This window comes from Methyloligella sp. GL2 (assembly GCF_013341275.1).
Taxonomy (GTDB): Bacteria; Pseudomonadota; Alphaproteobacteria; order Rhizobiales; family Methyloligellaceae; genus Methyloligella.
Map to the genome: position 1 here is coordinate 2,929,959 of NZ_CP054476.1, position 15,702 is coordinate 2,945,660.

The following is a 15,702-nucleotide window of genomic DNA, read 5'->3' on the forward strand; positions in this document are numbered from 1 at the left end:
TAAGGTGCGGTTCACGGAGCGGCCCGGACGCGCTATCGGCGAGAGAATCGCTCTGCCGCCCCTTTTCCCATTTTTTCCCGGCGGGGCCAATCTCCGGAGCTCCACGATGCTGGATACTTTTCTCACCGCGTTCACGGCGTTCTTCGCCGTAGTCAATCCGATCAACACCGCCGTGCTTTTGGCGAGCCTGACCCCGAATTTCACCGACGCCGAACGGCGCTGGATCTCGGTGCGCGCGGTATCGATCGCCAGCATCATTCTGCTCGGATTCGTTCTGATCGGTCATCCGGTGCTGACCGAGCTCGGCGTCTCGCTGGCGGCGCTGAAAGTGGCGGGCGGCATCATCTTGATGATCATCGCCCTCCGAATGACGCTGGGCACGTCCACCGCCCATACGCTGTCGAGCTCCGAGCATGAAGAGGCCGCGGCGAAGACCGATGCACGCACCGAGATCGCCGTGTTTCCGCTGGCGACGCCGCTGATCGCCGGCCCCGGTGCGATGACCAGTGCCATCGTGCTCAGCGCCGGCGGCCATGGGGTCAGCAACCAGTTCGCGGTGGTCGTCGCCCTACTGGCGGTGATGGCGGCGACTCTCGCCCTGCTGCTGATCGCGCAGACGATTCAAGAGCTGCTCGGCGTCACCGCCCGCAAGGTGGTGGTGCGGGTGCTCGGCATCCTGCTGGCGGCATTGGCGATGCAGTCGATCTTCAACGGCATCGCCGATAGCCACCTTCTCGGCTAGCTCTTGGTCTCCGCTTCGCTCTCCTCGCCCGGATGATGGGGCTTCTTGGCGAACTTCCGGACAGCCACGTAGAAGATCGGGGTGAAGAGCAGACCGAAGAAGGTCACGCCCAGCATCCCCATGAACACGGTGGTGCCGAGAGATTGGCGCATCTCGGCGCCGGCGCCGGTCGCGATCATCAGCGGCAGCACGCCGAGGATGAACGCGAAGGAGGTCATCAGGATCGGACGCAGACGGGTTTGAGCGGCGTGGGTCGCGGCGGCGAACCGGTCCTGCCCCTCCTCCTCGTTCTGCTTGGCGAACTCGACGATCAGAATGGCGTTCTTCGCCGCAAGGCCGATCAACACCACGAAGCCGATTTGGGCCAGGATGTTGACGTCCATGCCGCGCATCATAAGACCGGAGACCGCGGCCAGCAGACACATCGGCACGATCAAGATCACGCTGAAGGGTAGACTCCAGCTCTCATATTGCGCTGCGAGCAGCAGGAAGACGAACACCACCGATGCGATGAAGACGTAGATCGCCGCGTTGCCCGCCGCATTCTCCTGATAGGCGAGCTCGGTCCAGGCGAAGCTGTAGCCCGCCGGCAGCACCTCGCTTGCGATCTTCTCCATCGCCGCGATGCCATAACCGGAGGAGTAGCCCGGCAGGGTGTTTCCCTGCACCGCCGCGGAGGGGAAGATATTGAAGTGCTCCACGCGGTACGGACCGGTGATGTTGCGGAAATCCGCCACTGCACCGAGCGGCACCATCTCGCCGTTGGAATTCCGGGTCTTCAGGTTGGCGATGGTGTGCAGATCCTGGCGGAACTTGCCGTCGGCCTGTGCGGTCACGCGATAGGTACGGCCGAGATAGTTGAAGTCGTTGACGTAGACCGAGCCGAGATAGACCGAGAGGGTCTCGAACACGTCGGAGGCGGAAACGCCCATCATCTCGGCGCGGACGCGGTCGATATCGGCATAGACCTTCGGCGTCCGGGTGTTGAAGCCGGTGAACACGCCGACCAAACCGGGCGTCTGGTTGGCCTGAGCCGCCACGGCATTGGCCGCTGCCTCAAGCTGCACCGGGTCGCCGCCGCCGACATCCTGGATTTCCATCTTGAAGCCACCGGTGGTGCCGATACCGCGCACGGGCGGCGGCATGATGGACAGCAGGAAGCCTTCCTTGATGGAACCGAATTTCTGGTTCAGCTCGGCGACCAGCGCTTCAGCCGTTTGCCCCTTCTCGGCTCGTTCCTCGAACGGCTCGAGGGTGGAGAAGATCACCGCCGAGTTGGACGCCTGGGTGAAGGTCGCGCCGTCCAAACCGACGATCGGCACCACATGGGCGACGCCGGGGGTATCCAGAACGGTATCGATCACCTTCTTGGCGACGGCATCGGTCCGGGCCAGCGAAGCGCCGGGCGGCAGCTGGATGATGTTGATCAGATAGCCGAGATCCTGATTGGGGATAAACCCGGTCGGGGCCCGGCCGAATTCATAGACCGTCAGACCGATAAGCCCGGCATAGAGGACCAGCATGATGCCCGCCAGGCGCACCAGGCGCGCGGTCATGCGGCCGTATTGGTCCGCGATCCAGTCGAAGACCGTGTTGAATCCGCCAAAGAACTTGTGCACCAGCCGGGCGAAGAAACCACCGCCGTGATGCTCCTCGTGCGGCTTGAACAGCAGCGCGCAAAGCGCCGGGCTCAAGGTCAGCGACACGACCATCGAGATCGCGGTCGCGGTGGCGATGGTCACGGCGAACTGGCGGAAGAACTGGCCGGTGATGCCGGTAAGGAAGGCGGACGGAATGAACACCGCACTCAGCACCAGGGCGATGGCGACCAGCGCGCCGCCCACCTCGTCCATGGTGGCGTGGGAGGCCTCGCGGGGGGACAGCCCCTCGCGGATTTTTCGTTCCACGTTCTCCACCACGACGATGGCGTCGTCCACCACGATACCGATGGCGAGCACCAAGCCGAATAGCGACAGATTGTTGAGCGAAAATCCGAGCGCGGCGAGCATCGTACAGGTGCCGACCAGCGACACCGGAATGGCGACGATCGGCACGATGGAGGCGCGCCATGTCTGCAGGAACACCACGATCACGATGACCACCAGGATCACCGCTTCGATCATGGTGTGATACACGGCGCTGATGGATTCGGAGATGAAGACCGTCGGGTTATAGACGATGTCGTAGCGAAGCCCTTGCGGGAAGGATTTCGACAACTCGTCCATCGCTGCGATGACCTCGTCGGCGGTGTCCAACGCATTGGAGCCGGGCCGCTGGAAGATGCCCAACGGGGTGGCGACGCGCTTGTCGAGATAACCGTTCAGCGAATAGTCGGCCGCGCCGAGCTCGACGCGCGCGACATCGCGGACGCGGGTAATGCGCCCCTGCCCGTCGGTCTTGACGATGATATTGCCGAAGGCTTCGGCGTCCGGCAGGCGCCCTTGCGTCTCCACGGAGAGCTGGAACGCACCCGGCTGCGGCACGGGCGGCTGATTAATGACGCCGGCCGCGACCTGAACGTTCTGGGCGCGCAAGGCGGCGACCACGTCTCCGGAGGTCAGCCCGCGGACCGACATCTTCTCCGGATCGAGCCAGATGCGCATGGAGTAGTCGCGGGCGCCGAAGATGCGGGCCTCGCCGACACCGTCGATACGGGACAGCACATCGCGCACATGCAGCGTGGCGTAGTTGGAAATATAGAGCTGCGAGCGGGAGTTATCTGGCGAGCTCAGATGGACCACCATCAAAAGGTCCGGCGACTGCTTGTTCACCGTGACGCCGATGGCGCGCACCTCTTCCGGCAGACGCGGCTCGGCGATGGCCACGCGGTTCTGCACCAGCACCTGCGCGGTATCGAGATCGGTGCCCAGCTTGAAGGTGACGTTCAACGTCATGCGGCCGTCGCTGGTCGATTGCGACGTCATATAGAGCATGTTGTCGACGCCGTTGATCTCCTGCTCCAACGGCGTCGCGACGGTCTTGGCCACGACGTCGGCGGAGGCACCGGAATATTGCGCCGCCACCGAAATAGAGGGCGGCGCGATCTCCGGATACTGGGCGATCGGCAGGCTGAAGAAGGACACCGCGCCGATCAGTGTGATCAGGATCGACACGACACCGGCAAAGATCGGCCGGTCAATGAAGAAATGGGAGAGGTTCATCGGACGGCCTTATTCGGTCACCGAGGAGGCATCGATCTCTGAGTCTTCCGGCGTGACGCTGCCCTGCGGACGGACGCGCATCAGCCCATCGACGATGACGGTGTCATCCTTGCCGATCCCGTCGCGGATCACGCGGAGATTGTCGCCGACGATGGGGCCGAGATCGACCACCTTGGGCACCACGTTATTGTCCTTGTCGACGGTGAACAGGAGCTTGGAGGACTGGTCGGTCACCACGGCGGCATCGGGAACCAGAAGCGTGGGCTTGCGGGCAGAGGCCGGCACGCGGACGCGGCCGAACTGGCCCGGCGTGATGTGCATATCCGGATTGGGGAACTGCGCCCGCATGGTGATGGTGCCGGTGGAGGTGTCGTATTGGTTGTCGACGAAGTCGATGACGCCTTCACGGTCCCAGGTCTTCTCGTCGATGAGCTGGCCTTCCACCGCAAGACCGCCATTGCGCTCCGCCTTCACCTCACCGGATTCGATCAGGCGCTTATATTCGGCGCCGTCGGCCTCGGAGACGTTGAACACGAAGTGGATCGGATCGAGGGAAACGATGTCGGTCAAAAGCGTGGCGTTACCGCCAGTGCCGCCGATGACCAGGTTGCCGACGCTCACCTCGTGACGGCTGACGCGGCCGGACATGGGCGCGATCACATGGGTGTAGTCGAGATTGAGCTTGGCCTGCTGCAGCGCCGCTTCCGACGATTCCACGGTCGCCCGCGCGGTATCCACCGTCGCCTGGCGCTCATCGAGGGTCGCCTGGGCCGCGAAGTCCTTCTGGCGGAGCTGCGAGGTCCGCTTCAGCTGGGCTTCGGCGAGCCGGAGCTGAGCCTTGGCCTCTTCCAGCGCGGCCTTTGCCGAATCCAGAGCAAGCTCATAGGGGCGCGGCTCGATGACGAAGAGCAGGTCGCCCTTCTTGACGATCTGACCGTCCACGAAATGGATGGATTCCAGATAGCCGCTGACCCGGGCGCGCACATCCACCGCTTCCTTGGCCTGGAATTGACCGGTGAAGTCGCTCCACTCGGTGATGTCCTTCACGGCGGGCTTGGCCACAGTCACGGGCGGGCCGGCCTGCTGCTGCGCCTGCTGCTGCTCGCCACCGCCCATGAAGAAGAAATAGTAGACGCCGCCAGCGACCAGCGCTGCGATCACCAAAATCGCAAGGAACCCGCGACCGCCGCCTGAACCAGGGGCATCGCTCTTACTTGCCGCGTCCTTATTTGCCGACGCCGTGCTAGCCGGCTTCTGCTTCGTTTCTACCATATTTCGTATGCGGGCCTTGCCCCTCCAGAGAAAATCCAAGCTTTTCGGTGGATTGTCGGCCCGTCCCCCAATTTCAGTGCACGGCACCGTTTACGACGCCGCTTATTTAGGGGCCCGAGCAGGGAAATGCGAGCGGTTGGATCGACTTTTTTAGTGAAAATTCCAAAAATGTCGCCGAGACGTAGCATCGCAGCAACGCTTCGTCCAGCGACAGATTGTGAACTATTGTAACGAAATGCTGCCCGACCGGCCTTGCGGTCTAGGGGCGCAGTGCCGAAAAGGGATGCGTTCTTTTCGGCCGGAACGCTCCGAATAACGAGGCGGTGCTGCGCGATTCCTGCGCGCATCCCCTATCGCAAATTGAAGGTGAACGGCACCGTCAGAACCTTGCCCTTAGACGCATATTGCACGGGCGGAGCCGGCATCGGCGATGCCTCGTCAAGCAGCGTCAGCACCGAATTGTCGAGGATTGTCGAGCCTGAGGATTTTGAGATCCTCGCCGAGATCAGCCGGCCGGCGCCGTCGATCCGAAACTGCACATAGACGGTGCCGGTTTCGCGTCTCGAACGGGCCTCCAACGGATAGTTTTTCTTGGCCTCGAGATATGCCGCCAACTTGGCCATCCATTCCTTCCGCGCCTCGCCGAGCTGGGCCTTACTCTCGATCTGAGCCGGTGCCATCGCCACCTCGGCAAACTTTTCCTGGATCTCAGGCTGGGCTTCGACCGAAGCTTCGGTGGGAGCCGATGCGGCGTGGGGCTTCACCATCGTTGCGCTCTCCGGCGCTGCGGACGCTGCCGTCGCTTCGGGAACGACAACTTCCGGATTTTCCGCCTCTACGACGTCGGGAATCGTCGGATCGAGCGCGCGCACCTCTTCGACATCCTGAGGCGTATCGACGAGAGAGGCGATCTTCTGCTCGGCATCGTCGATCTCCGCCTCATGGGGATTGAGCACGACCTCCTCGCCGTCGCCTTCCGCTTCGGCAATCTCCTCCAGATTTTCCTCCGGCGCGTCGGATGCGTCCGAGGCCGCACTTGCCGCGCGGGCTTCCGCTTGCGGGCCGATCGCCACATCGCGATCTTCCATCGTCGGCGCGGCCAGTTCCGGCGCGAACTCCACCATCACGGCGGAGGGCGGCGCACCGACCTGCATGGGCGCATTGGAGAAAGCGATGACCGAGACACCGGCGACGGCATAGCAGGTCATCACGGCGAAGGCGGCAACACCCCAGAGCGCCCGGTCGCGCCAGGAATAGCGGGTGATCTCGACCCCGCACAGGGCATGGCAGGCAAAGCAGCAGCTTTCGGCGTTGCGCGGCGCTTCGGCAGCGGCCGGAGCGCGATTTTCAATCTTATCGCTCATCGGGCTTGAATCGTCTGGATTGGAACATCGGCTGGGCTGCTCGGCGCGGCGGAAGACGCATTGCCGGCACCGGCCCCTTCCAGCCCGACAAGCGCGATCTTCAGATAGCCGGCGCTGCGCAGCACGTTCATCACCTCCATCAGGTCCCCGTAATCGACCGTTTTGTCGGCGCGCAGGAAGATGCGGGTGTCCTTATTGTCATTGGTGGCGCGATCGAGCACTGGGCCTACGGCGCTGCGCGGCACGTCGGCCTCGCCGACCGAGACGGTGAGATCCTTCTGCACAGTGACATAGAGCGGTTCGCTCGGCCGCTGCTGTGGCTCGGCGGTGGAGGCCGGCAGATCGACCTTCACGTCGACGGTGGCGAGCGGCGCCGCCACCATGAAGATGATGAGCAGCACCAGCATGACGTCGATGAAGGGAGTCACGTTGATCTCGTGGCTCTCCTCCATCTCGTCATTGTCCATATTGTTGAGGCTGCCGGCCATGACGCGTGCGCTCCCCTATTCGGCTGCTGCGGCGCGCTGCTTGCGGCCCGCGGCCTGCGGCACAAGCTGATGGGCGTCGAGCTGGCGGCTGACCAGGCGCTCGACCGCGGCCGAGGCATCGGCAAGCAGCTGGCGATAGCCGGTGATCGAGCGGGCGAAGAGATTGTAGATGACCACGGCCGGAATGGCGGCAACCAGGCCGAGCGCTGTGGCGAGAAGCGCTTCGGCGATGCCCGGGGCGACCACGGCGAGATTGGTGGTCTGCGCTTCGGAAATGCCGATGAAGGCGTTCATGATGCCCCAGACGGTGCCGAACAGGCCGACGAAGGGCGCGGTGGAGCCGACGGTGGCGAGAAAGCCGGTGCCCTTGGAGAGGCGCCGGCCGGCGGCGGCCTCGATGCGCGACAGGCGGGAGGTGACGCGCTCCTTCAGCCCGGCGGGCGAGAGCTGGTCGCCCATCATGGAGGAGACCGTGACCTCCTCTTTCGCCGCCTTGGCCAACATGGCCGCGGGCCCCTTCTGATCGTTAAGCGCCAGCACCGCGGCATCCAGGCTGGAGGCCTCGGCAATGGCCTTCAGCGCCTTCTCGGCGCGGGATTTCGCGGTGGCGATCTCAAGCGATTTGGCGACCCAGATGGTCCAGGTGAAGAAGGAGGCAAGCGCCAAGCCGATCATCACCGATTTCACCACCCAATCGGCGGCCATGAACATGCCGACCGGGGAGAGATCGTGGGGCAGATGCTCCGAGGGAACGCCCGCATCGGCCTCCGACGCAGGAGATTGACTTGCGGATTGACTTGCGGCTTGCGGCTCCACAGGGCTCGCCGCGCCGTCAATCTGAGGGGCGGCCTCGCCGGCCTCGGATGCGACGTCTGACGAAATCTCGGGCAGGGTCGCGTCAGATGCCTCGGCGGCAGGCGCATCGCTCGCCGGCGCATCGGCCGGAGCTTGCTGCACGGTTTCGGGCTGGGCGGCGGGCGCATAGGGGACGGAGGTTTCGCCGCCAGGGGTCTCGGCCGCGTCTTGGGCTGCGTCTTGCGCATATCCGCCTTGCGGCGCCAGACCGAGCGAAAAGGCGATTACGGCGGCACTCCCCAAAACGCGCAAATCGGCGCGCGCCACCATCGAAGCCAGTCCCATTCAAAATCTCCTGCTTACAGCCAGAAAAGCCGTGCCGTGGAAATGACGGCCGGCTCAAACTTGACTTTTAGATACAGGAATAAAATCGAAATCCGCAAGAGGCGATGGAGTCACGGTGATCCTTGCAAGCGATGCAACCCAGATTTCTCAAAGCGTTCTGCCGAATTTCCGGGGAAATTTAGGTGTGGGCTAGTGCTTCGCAACCGGCGCAGTATCGATTTCGGGCAAGGTCACGGTCCAGCGCAGCATGCGGCCGAGCCAAGTTTGCAGATCGTCCATCACGGTGAAGATCGCCGGGACATAGATCAGGCTCAACGCGGTGGAGCTGAGCAGGCCGCCGATCACCGCGATCGCCATAGGCGCGCGGAACTCGGCATCGGCGCCAAGGCCAATGGCAATGGGCAGCATGCCTGCCCCCATGGCCACGGTGGTCATGACGATGGGACGGGCGCGTTTGCGCGCGGCATCGATCAGCGCGTCATGGCGCGACATGCCCCAATCCTTCCTGGCGAGGATCGCGTATTCCACCAGCAAGATAGAGTTCTTGGCGGCGATGCCCATCAGCATCAGCACGCCGATCAGCACCGACATGGACAGCGAGCTGCCGGTGATCAGCAGGAAGGCCATGGCACCGCCAATGGCAAGCGGCAAGGCGGTGAGGATGGTCACCGGCTGCACGAAGCCCTGGAACAGCAGCACCATGACGAAATAGAGCAGCACCACGCCGGAGATGATGGCGAGCTGGAAGCCGCTGAACAGCTCCTGCATGCGCTCGGTATCGCCGGCGGCGACCCGGGTCACGCTGTCGGGCAGGTTCTGCATGGTCGGCAGGGCACCGATCATCTCGTTGGCTTCGCCAATGGTAGTCCCGATCAGCTCCGCCTCGATGGTAGCGCTGCGGCGGCGGTCCACCCGGTCGATCTGGTTGGGGCCGGAACCGAGGCTGAGATCGGCGACCGAGCTCAACGGCACCGAGCCGTTCGTGGCCGGGACCCGCAGGGTCTCGATACGGGCAAGATTGGAGCGGGCATCGTCCTTCAGCATGACGCGGATATTGATCTGCCGGTCCTTGAGATTGAACTTGGGCAGGTTCTGATCGGCGTCGCCGAGCGTGGCGATATTGGCGGTCTCGGCAATGTCGCTTGTGGTGACGCCGAGGGCGGCGGCCTTATCGGCCTTCGGGGTGATCAGAAGCTCCGGACGGGCGAGCGCCGAGGTGGAGCCGATATTCTGCAGGCCGGGCAGGGTTCGCATATCCCGCAGCAGGCCGTTCACCGCCTGCGAGAGCGCATTGCCGTCGTCGCTGGTCAAGGTCACGGTGACCTTGGCGCCGGAGCGGCCATCGGCACCGAAACGCATGCGGGCGCCCGGGATCTTCGCAAGCTCCGGGCCCATCTCGGCCTCGAATTCCTGCTGTGATAGATCGCGCTCGTCGCGGGGTTTGAGATTGACGGTGACCGTCGCGGTGCGGACCTCGCCGGCGGTATTGCTGCCCGGCGCGCCGCCCTCCCGCTCGCTGCCGATGGCGGTATAGACCGAGGCGACCTCCGGACGCTTGGCGAGGATGGCCGCGGCTTGCTGCGCCGTGGCATCGGTCTCATCCAAGGTGGCGCCCGGCGCCAGCTCGACGGAGAGAATGGAACGGCCGCGGTCGGAGGCGGGCATGAAGTCTGTCGGCAGCAGGCTGGCCAGATAGATCGAGCCGATAAAGAAGGCGATGCCGCCAAGCACGGTCAGCCAGCGAAAGCGCAGCGCGACGCCGAGCAGCTTGAGATAGGCGGGCACCCAGAAGGCTTCGTCCTCCTCCTTGCCGCCGGTCCGCATCAGATAGGCGCCCATCATCGGGGTCAGCAGCCGCGCCACGACAAGCGAGAAGAACACCGAGCAGCAGACGGCGATGGCGAAGGCCTTGAAGAATTGGCCCGGAATGCCCGGCATGAAGGCGACCGGCATAAACACCGCGATGATGCTGAAGGTCGTCGCCACGACGGCAAGACCGATCTCGTCGGCGGCTTCGATTGCCGATTCGTAGGCGCTCTTACCGCTGGTGCGCATATGCCGGACGATATTCTCGATCTCGACGATGGCGTCGTCGACGAGGATGCCGACCACCAAGGCGATGCCCAGAAGCGTGATGTTGTTGAGCGATTGGTTGAGCAGATACATCACCGCGAAGGTCGGCAACAGCGAAAGCGGCAAGGCGACGGAGGAGATCAGCGTCGCGCGGATGTCGCGCAGGAATAACCAAACCACGACGACGGCGAGGAGCGCACCGAGCCACAGCGCCTCGAGCGCGGCGTCGTAGCCTTCCAGCACCCAGTCGGTCGACGAGGTCACCTCCGAAAGGGTGATATCGGGATGGGCGGCATCGAACGCCTTGAGCCTGGTGCGCACCGCATCGGCGACATCGACCTCGCTGGTGCCGACGGAGCGGTAGATCGAGAAGGCAACGACCTCCTTGCCGTTCAACCGGGCGCGCTGGCGGGGCTCGGCCCAACTATTCTCGACGACCCCCAAATCGGAGAGCTTGACGGTGCGCCCGTCATCGAGGGGGATGCGGGTGGCGGCAAGCTGCTCGACGCTGGAGACGCTGCCCAAGGTACGGATCGCCTGCTCGCCCTGGCCGAGCGTGGTGCGGCCGCCGGGCTGGTTGACGTTCTGCTGATCGAGCACATCGGAGATTTCCGCGGCGGTGACGCCGAGCGCCATCAACCGATCGGGATCGAGACGAATGCGGATTTCGCGGTCGACACCGCCGGAGCGGGTGAGCTTGGAGACGCCATCGGAGCCGAGCACGGCCTTGGAGATGTCGTTGTCGACGAACCAGGAGACCTCGTCGGGGGTCATATCCGGAGCATCGATCACATAAGTGAGGATCGGCCGGTCGGTGGCATCCACCCGCTCGACGGTCGGCTCCAAAACGTCGGAAGGTAGATTAGAGCGGATCGAGGAAATGGCATTGCGCACATCGTCGGTCGCCCGGTCGATATCGGTTCCGAGCAGAAAGCGCACCTCGGTATCCGAGGAGCCTTCGGTGACGGTGGAATTGATGTGATCGATATTGCTGAGGCCTGCGACGGCATTCTCGACCAGCCGGGTGACCTGGGTCTCCATCTCGGTCGGCGCCGCGCCCGACCAGGAGACATTCACGGTCACGGTCGGCACGTCGATGTCCGGATTGGTGTTGATGCGGAGCCGGTCGAAACTCAAGGCACCGAATAGGGTCAGCACCAGAAACAGAACGATGGTGGGGACGGGCTTCTTGATCGCCCAAGCCGAGATGCCGTTCACCGCACGATCTCCGAGGGAAGCGCGGCCGACGCGGTTTCCGCCCGGACCGGATCTCCCTCATTGAGAAGCCCGGCGCCGCTGACGACGATACGCTGGCCCGGCGAGAGCCCGTCTTCGACCGCGACTTGATCGCTGGTTTGGCGGCCGAGGGAGAGCGCGGCAAACGCAACGGTGCCGTCGTCTTGGAGCACGAAGGCACCAGCCTTGCCGCCACGCCAGACCAGAGCCTTTTGCGGCACGGTGGTGGCGATCTCATTGCCGGCATCGATCTCGACCCGTGCGAACATGCCGATTTTCAGCGGGGTATCTTCGGGAAGCGCGACATGGACGACACCGAGCCGCGTCGTCTCGTCGACGATCTCGGCGGCTTGGCGGACGGTGGCGGGATAGCGGGCACCGGAGGGACCGATCACGGTTGCGGACTGACCGGGCCGGATCGAGGCAAAATCAGCTTCGGGGATTTCGGCGTCCAGCTCCAAACGCCCGTCGCGGATCAGCCGGAACAGCTCGGTGCCCGACTCCACAACCTGGCCGAGGGTCACACTGCGCTCGGCGACAATTGCGTCGGTCGGGGCGAGGATTTCGGTACGCGCCAGCTCGGCCTCGTATTGGGCCAGCAGCGCCTTGGCTTCAGCAAGGTCGGCGGCCGAGGTTTTGACCAAGGTGGCGCGCTCATCGATGGTCTGCTCGCTCAAGATTCCCTTGGTCATCTTGTCGGCGCGCTGCAAATCGGTTTTGGCGTTGGCGAGCGTGGCTTCGGCCTTCTCGATGGCGGCTTTCTGCTGCGCGATCTGCGCCTGCAGGAGCCGGTCGTCGAGTTTGACGAGCCGGTCGCCCTTTTGGACGCGATCGCCTTCGTCGACATCGACGGCGGTCACGGCAAGGCCGCTGGCCTCGGAGCCGATGGGCATTTCGCGCCAAGCCACGACCGATCCGGTCGCGGTGAGTTTGTTCTCGATGCTCGATTGCGCGACCGGCGCGACGAGAACGCTCAAGGCGGCCTGCACACCGCTCGGGTTGGTGGCGGCATCGGCGCTCTGAGCTTGCGCGGAGACAGTCGCCATGAGGATTGCCGCCATCAGCAGAATCGAAAGTAGCAATGCGACCTGATAAAAGCGCGTCATTTTCTGGGATCCCTGCCTTGTGCCCCTGCCGGCGGTCTCGATCGCCGTAGTGATGGAAGCGGGGAGGGCCGGCTGGCTACTGCCGACGGGCCGCTCCCCTCTTCCGGGTGTTGCCTCTCATCCGCCGGCGCAGTGAGCCGCGCCGGCGCAATCTTCGTGAGGAGGGACGGCTTACTCGCTGGCGCCGTCGGGGCCGCTATCGGCCGGAGCCGGACCGCCCTGCGGGCCCTGACCCATGCCCTGACCCATGCCAGGTCCTTTGCCGTAGCCCATTCCAGGTCCTTTGCCATGACCCATGCCAGATCCCATGCCAGATCCCATGCCAGGACCCTTGCCATGACCCATCATGCAGGGACCCTTCTTACCGGGGCCGCCCTGGCCGGGGCCGAAGCCACCGTGGAACCCGCCGTGCGGACCATGCATGCGGGCTTCATGAGCCTGCACCTTGGCAAGCTGCTCGGGGGTGAGGGTCTCGCGCAGAGCTGCGATGGCCTTCTTCAGCGCCTCGGCCTTGTCGGCACGCTCGATGGCCCGGTCAGCAAAGCCTTCAGCCATGGAGAAGGCTTCCGGCTTCTCATCCGGATTGGGCGCGGCATCGGGAGCCGGCGGCGCGGGCGGCTGCATCATGGCGAGCATCGCATCGGTGAAGTCGCGCCAGGTGTCGAGCTGCTCGGCACGAATGCCAATCTCGGTTTCCATAGCCGCGAGACGGCTCGCCATGGTCATCTGGAAAGAAGGCTTGTGGTCGCCGCCGCCGAAGCGCTTATGGTCGCCGCCGGGGCCACCAGAACCGCCGGGCCGCTTGCATTGTTCCATCTTGCCATGCGGGCCGCCATCGGGGGGTCCTTTGCGGTCCTGGGCGATGCCGGCGCCAGCAGCGAGGGCAAGCCCCGCCGCCACGGCAACGGCAATCAGAGGTTTGGTGAGTTTCATTGTGGTCACTCCTTGGTTCGCTCAATGCAAACGAACGTAGGCGCAATCCGTTGCTTCATTTCGACGGTGAATTTCCGAGCGTTTCCGGATTCTGGAATTTTGTTTCAGAGTGTTTCTGGGAGGGCTGCGCTCAACACTCGCTTACAATTTTCTCCTCGCTGGCTTGCCGGGCGGCGGCTAGATAGAGGCTGACGCTTGGGGCGCTTCGCGGAGTTTATTGAATGCAGTCTTCACCCCAGATCCTCGTCGTCGACGACGACCCCGAAATCCGGAAGCTTCTGGCCCGCTATGTCGAGAGCCAGGGATTTCGCGTGCTTCTCGCCGCCAGCCGGCGGGAGCTGGAGGAGCGTCTGGAGACGCATCGGGTGGATCTGATGGTGCTAGACGTGATGCTGCCGGACGGGTCGGGGCTCGATATCTGCCGCGATCTGCGCGCAAGGCGCTCCACCGTGCCGATCATCCTGCTCACCGCGCTGAAAGAAGATGTCGACCGTATCATCGGGCTTGAGATCGGCGCCGACGATTATATGGGCAAGCCGTTCAATCCGCGGGAGCTGATCGCCCGCATCCGCGCGGTGCTGCGCCGGCGCTCCGAGCTGCCTGAGACGCAGCAGGCCACCGGCTATCAATTCGAAGGCTATACGGCCGAACCGTCCTCGCGCCGGGTCACCGACCCGGAGGGCAAGGAAGTGGATCTGACCGGCGCGGAATTCGACCTGCTGCAGGTGTTCTTGGAGCGCCCGGGGCGCGTGTTGTCGCGCGACCAGCTTCTCGATCTCACCCGCGGTCGGGAGGGCGACGTGCTCGACCGCTCTATCGACGTTCTGATCAGCCGGCTCCGGCGCAAGCTCGGCGAAGGCGGCAACCATCTGTTCAAGACGGTGCGCAATGGCGGCTATCAGCTCGCCGTGCGGGTCGAAACGTCGGGTGATGCCTCGTGAACACGCTCCGCGCGCGGCTCGCCGCCCTGCTCATCATCGTCATCGTAACCGTGGTCGGCTTGGCCACCGCTCTCTCTATGATGGTGTTCGGACCGCCGGGACCGGAAAAGACCGTCGGGCCGGTGATCAGCCAGATCGAGATGTTGAAGGCTCTCGCCGAACAGGGCCCCGATGCGCCCAATCTGCCATTCTCCAAAACCCCGGCCCAAGGCAAGATCGACCAGAGCATGACCGGTTGGCTACGGGAGACGCTGAAGACGCAAGGCCATGATTGGCCCATCATCGTCACCCGCACGGAGCATCGCGGTCCTTTGACCGTCTCGGTGCCGATGGCCGAGCGGGGCTATCTGCTGATGCCGATGCCGGTTCTGCCGCGGCCGGGTGGCGGGTGGCATATTTTCTGGCGCTGGATGTTGCTGATCACGGTCGCTGCTGCTGCGGTTGCCATCTTCTTCGCCTATCGCATGACGCGGCCTTTGGTGATGCTGGAAAACGCCATCGCCACGGTCGAGCCGGAAGGCATTATGCCGGAGCTGCCCGAGAAGGGACCGGCCGAGGTGCGGGCGACGGCACATGCCTTGAACCGTCTCTCGGCGCGGCTCCGAAACGCGGTGGAAAGCCGGATGCGGCTGGTGGCAGCGGCGGGCCATGACTTGCGCACGCCGATGACGCGGATGCGGCTTCGCGCCGAGTTCTTGGATCTCGACGACGAGGAGCGCGAGCTTTGGCTGAAGGATCTCGACGAGCTGGACCGCATCGCCGACAGCGCCATTCTCTTGGTGCGCGAGGAGGTGGACCAGCCCGCGCCGGAGACCATCGCGCTGGATAAGCTCATCAGTCAGATCGCCGAGGAGCTCGTCTCGCAAGGGCGGAAAGTGGAGCTTGGCCCCCTGCCCGCGCTCTCGGTGAAAGGAAGCCGGCTGGCGCTGACCCGCGCGCTGCGCAATCTGATCATCAATGCCGCGACCCATGGCGGCGGGGCGACGGTGAGCCTTGCCGCGAAGGACGATCAGGCCGTGGTGACGATCGAGGACGAGGGCCCGGGCATTCCGGAGGATTTGCTGGGTCAGATCTTCGAGCCGTTCTTCCGGGTCGATCCCAGCCGCCGGCAGAATATCGCCGGCGCGGGACTCGGGCTGACCATCGCCAAGGAGATCGTGCAGCGGGCCGGCGGCGACGTGGAGATCGAGAACCGCAAACCGCGCGGCTTGCGCCAGGTCATTACCCTGCCGCTGGAGCAGTAGGC

The 15,702-nt window shown here is 64.2% G+C and carries 11 protein-coding genes; 3 read left to right on the plus strand and 8 right to left on the minus strand.

The genetic code is table 11. The features are described from left to right. The first annotated feature begins 106 nt into the window (after positions 1-106). Positions 107-742, plus strand: coding sequence for a MarC family protein (locus tag HT051_RS13635; protein WP_174542543.1), 636 nt, complete (start codon positions 107-109; stop codon positions 740-742). Here the strand turns inward: HT051_RS13635 and HT051_RS13640 are convergent. The 8 genes from HT051_RS13640 to HT051_RS13675 all read right to left on the minus strand — a co-directional run bounded on the left by HT051_RS13640 (position 739) and on the right by HT051_RS13675 (position 13,515). After that, complete coding sequence (locus tag HT051_RS13640; protein ID WP_174542544.1) at positions 739-3,903, minus strand: efflux RND transporter permease subunit; 3,165 nt, start codon at positions 3,901-3,903, stop codon at positions 739-741. The genes HT051_RS13635 and HT051_RS13640 overlap by 4 nt on opposite strands. A gap of 9 nt (positions 3,904-3,912) precedes the next feature. Beyond that, positions 3,913-5,064, minus strand: a complete 1,152-nt coding sequence (locus tag HT051_RS13645) for an efflux RND transporter periplasmic adaptor subunit (RefSeq protein WP_174542545.1) — start codon at positions 5,062-5,064, stop codon at positions 3,913-3,915. 461 nt (positions 5,065-5,525) lie between these two features. Next, complete coding sequence (locus HT051_RS13650; RefSeq protein ID WP_174542546.1) at positions 5,526-6,539, minus strand: energy transducer TonB; 1,014 nt, start codon at positions 6,537-6,539, stop codon at positions 5,526-5,528. Further along, complete coding sequence (gene exbD / locus HT051_RS13655; protein ID WP_174542547.1) at positions 6,536-7,027, minus strand: TonB system transport protein ExbD; 492 nt, start codon at positions 7,025-7,027, stop codon at positions 6,536-6,538. The genes HT051_RS13650 and exbD overlap by 4 nt, the downstream gene beginning before the upstream one ends. Before the next feature lie 15 nt (positions 7,028-7,042). Then, positions 7,043-8,167 (minus strand): tonB-system energizer ExbB, encoded by a 1,125-nt coding sequence (gene exbB, locus HT051_RS13660; protein ID WP_246810099.1) that lies wholly within the window; start codon positions 8,165-8,167, stop codon positions 7,043-7,045. 189 nt (positions 8,168-8,356) lie between these two features. After that, complete coding sequence (locus HT051_RS13665) at positions 8,357-11,458, minus strand: efflux RND transporter permease subunit (protein ID WP_174542548.1); 3,102 nt, start codon at positions 11,456-11,458, stop codon at positions 8,357-8,359. Further along, complete coding sequence (locus tag HT051_RS13670) at positions 11,455-12,522, minus strand: efflux RND transporter periplasmic adaptor subunit (protein WP_174542549.1); 1,068 nt, start codon at positions 12,520-12,522, stop codon at positions 11,455-11,457. Before HT051_RS13670 ends, HT051_RS13665 begins: the two co-directional genes overlap by 4 nt. A 231-nt stretch (positions 12,523-12,753) precedes the next feature. Then, positions 12,754-13,515: a Spy/CpxP family protein refolding chaperone gene (locus tag HT051_RS13675; protein ID WP_208454330.1), complete on the minus strand. Its 762-nt coding sequence runs from the start codon at positions 13,513-13,515 to the stop codon at positions 12,754-12,756. Between the two features lie 221 nt (positions 13,516-13,736). On the opposite strand from HT051_RS13675, the gene HT051_RS13680 reads away from it, so the two are divergent. Continuing rightward, positions 13,737-14,456: a response regulator gene (locus tag HT051_RS13680; RefSeq protein WP_174542551.1), complete on the plus strand. Its 720-nt coding sequence runs from the start codon at positions 13,737-13,739 to the stop codon at positions 14,454-14,456. Next, the gene (locus HT051_RS13685; RefSeq protein WP_174542552.1) at positions 14,453-15,700 is read left to right on the plus strand and encodes a HAMP domain-containing sensor histidine kinase; all 1,248 of its coding nucleotides are present in this window, start codon (positions 14,453-14,455) and stop codon (positions 15,698-15,700) included. The genes HT051_RS13680 and HT051_RS13685 overlap by 4 nt, the downstream gene beginning before the upstream one ends. The last annotated feature ends 2 nt before the right edge of the window (positions 15,701-15,702 follow it).

What these genes read in the sequence shown, in the direction of transcription:
- HT051_RS13635 (WP_174542543.1), top strand. Translation starts at nt 107, where the DNA reads ATGCTGGATACTTTTCTCACCGCGTTCACGGCGTTCTTCGCCGTAGTC.
- HT051_RS13640 (WP_174542544.1), bottom strand. Translation starts at nt 3,903, where the DNA reads ATGAACCTCTCCCATTTCTTCATTGACCGGCCGATCTTTGCCGGTGTC.
- HT051_RS13650 (WP_174542546.1), bottom strand. Translation starts at nt 6,539, where the DNA reads ATGAGCGATAAGATTGAAAATCGCGCTCCGGCCGCTGCCGAAGCGCCG.
- exbD (WP_174542547.1), bottom strand. Translation starts at nt 7,027, where the DNA reads ATGGCCGGCAGCCTCAACAATATGGACAATGACGAGATGGAGGAGAGC.
- exbB (WP_246810099.1), bottom strand. Translation starts at nt 8,167, where the DNA reads ATGGGACTGGCTTCGATGGTGGCGCGCGCCGATTTGCGCGTTTTGGGG.
- HT051_RS13670 (WP_174542549.1), bottom strand. Translation starts at nt 12,522, where the DNA reads ATGGCGACTGTCTCCGCGCAAGCTCAGAGCGCCGATGCCGCCACCAAC.
- HT051_RS13675 (WP_208454330.1), bottom strand. Translation starts at nt 13,515, where the DNA reads ATGAAACTCACCAAACCTCTGATTGCCGTTGCCGTGGCGGCGGGGCTT.
- HT051_RS13680 (WP_174542551.1), top strand. Translation starts at nt 13,737, where the DNA reads ATGCAGTCTTCACCCCAGATCCTCGTCGTCGACGACGACCCCGAAATC.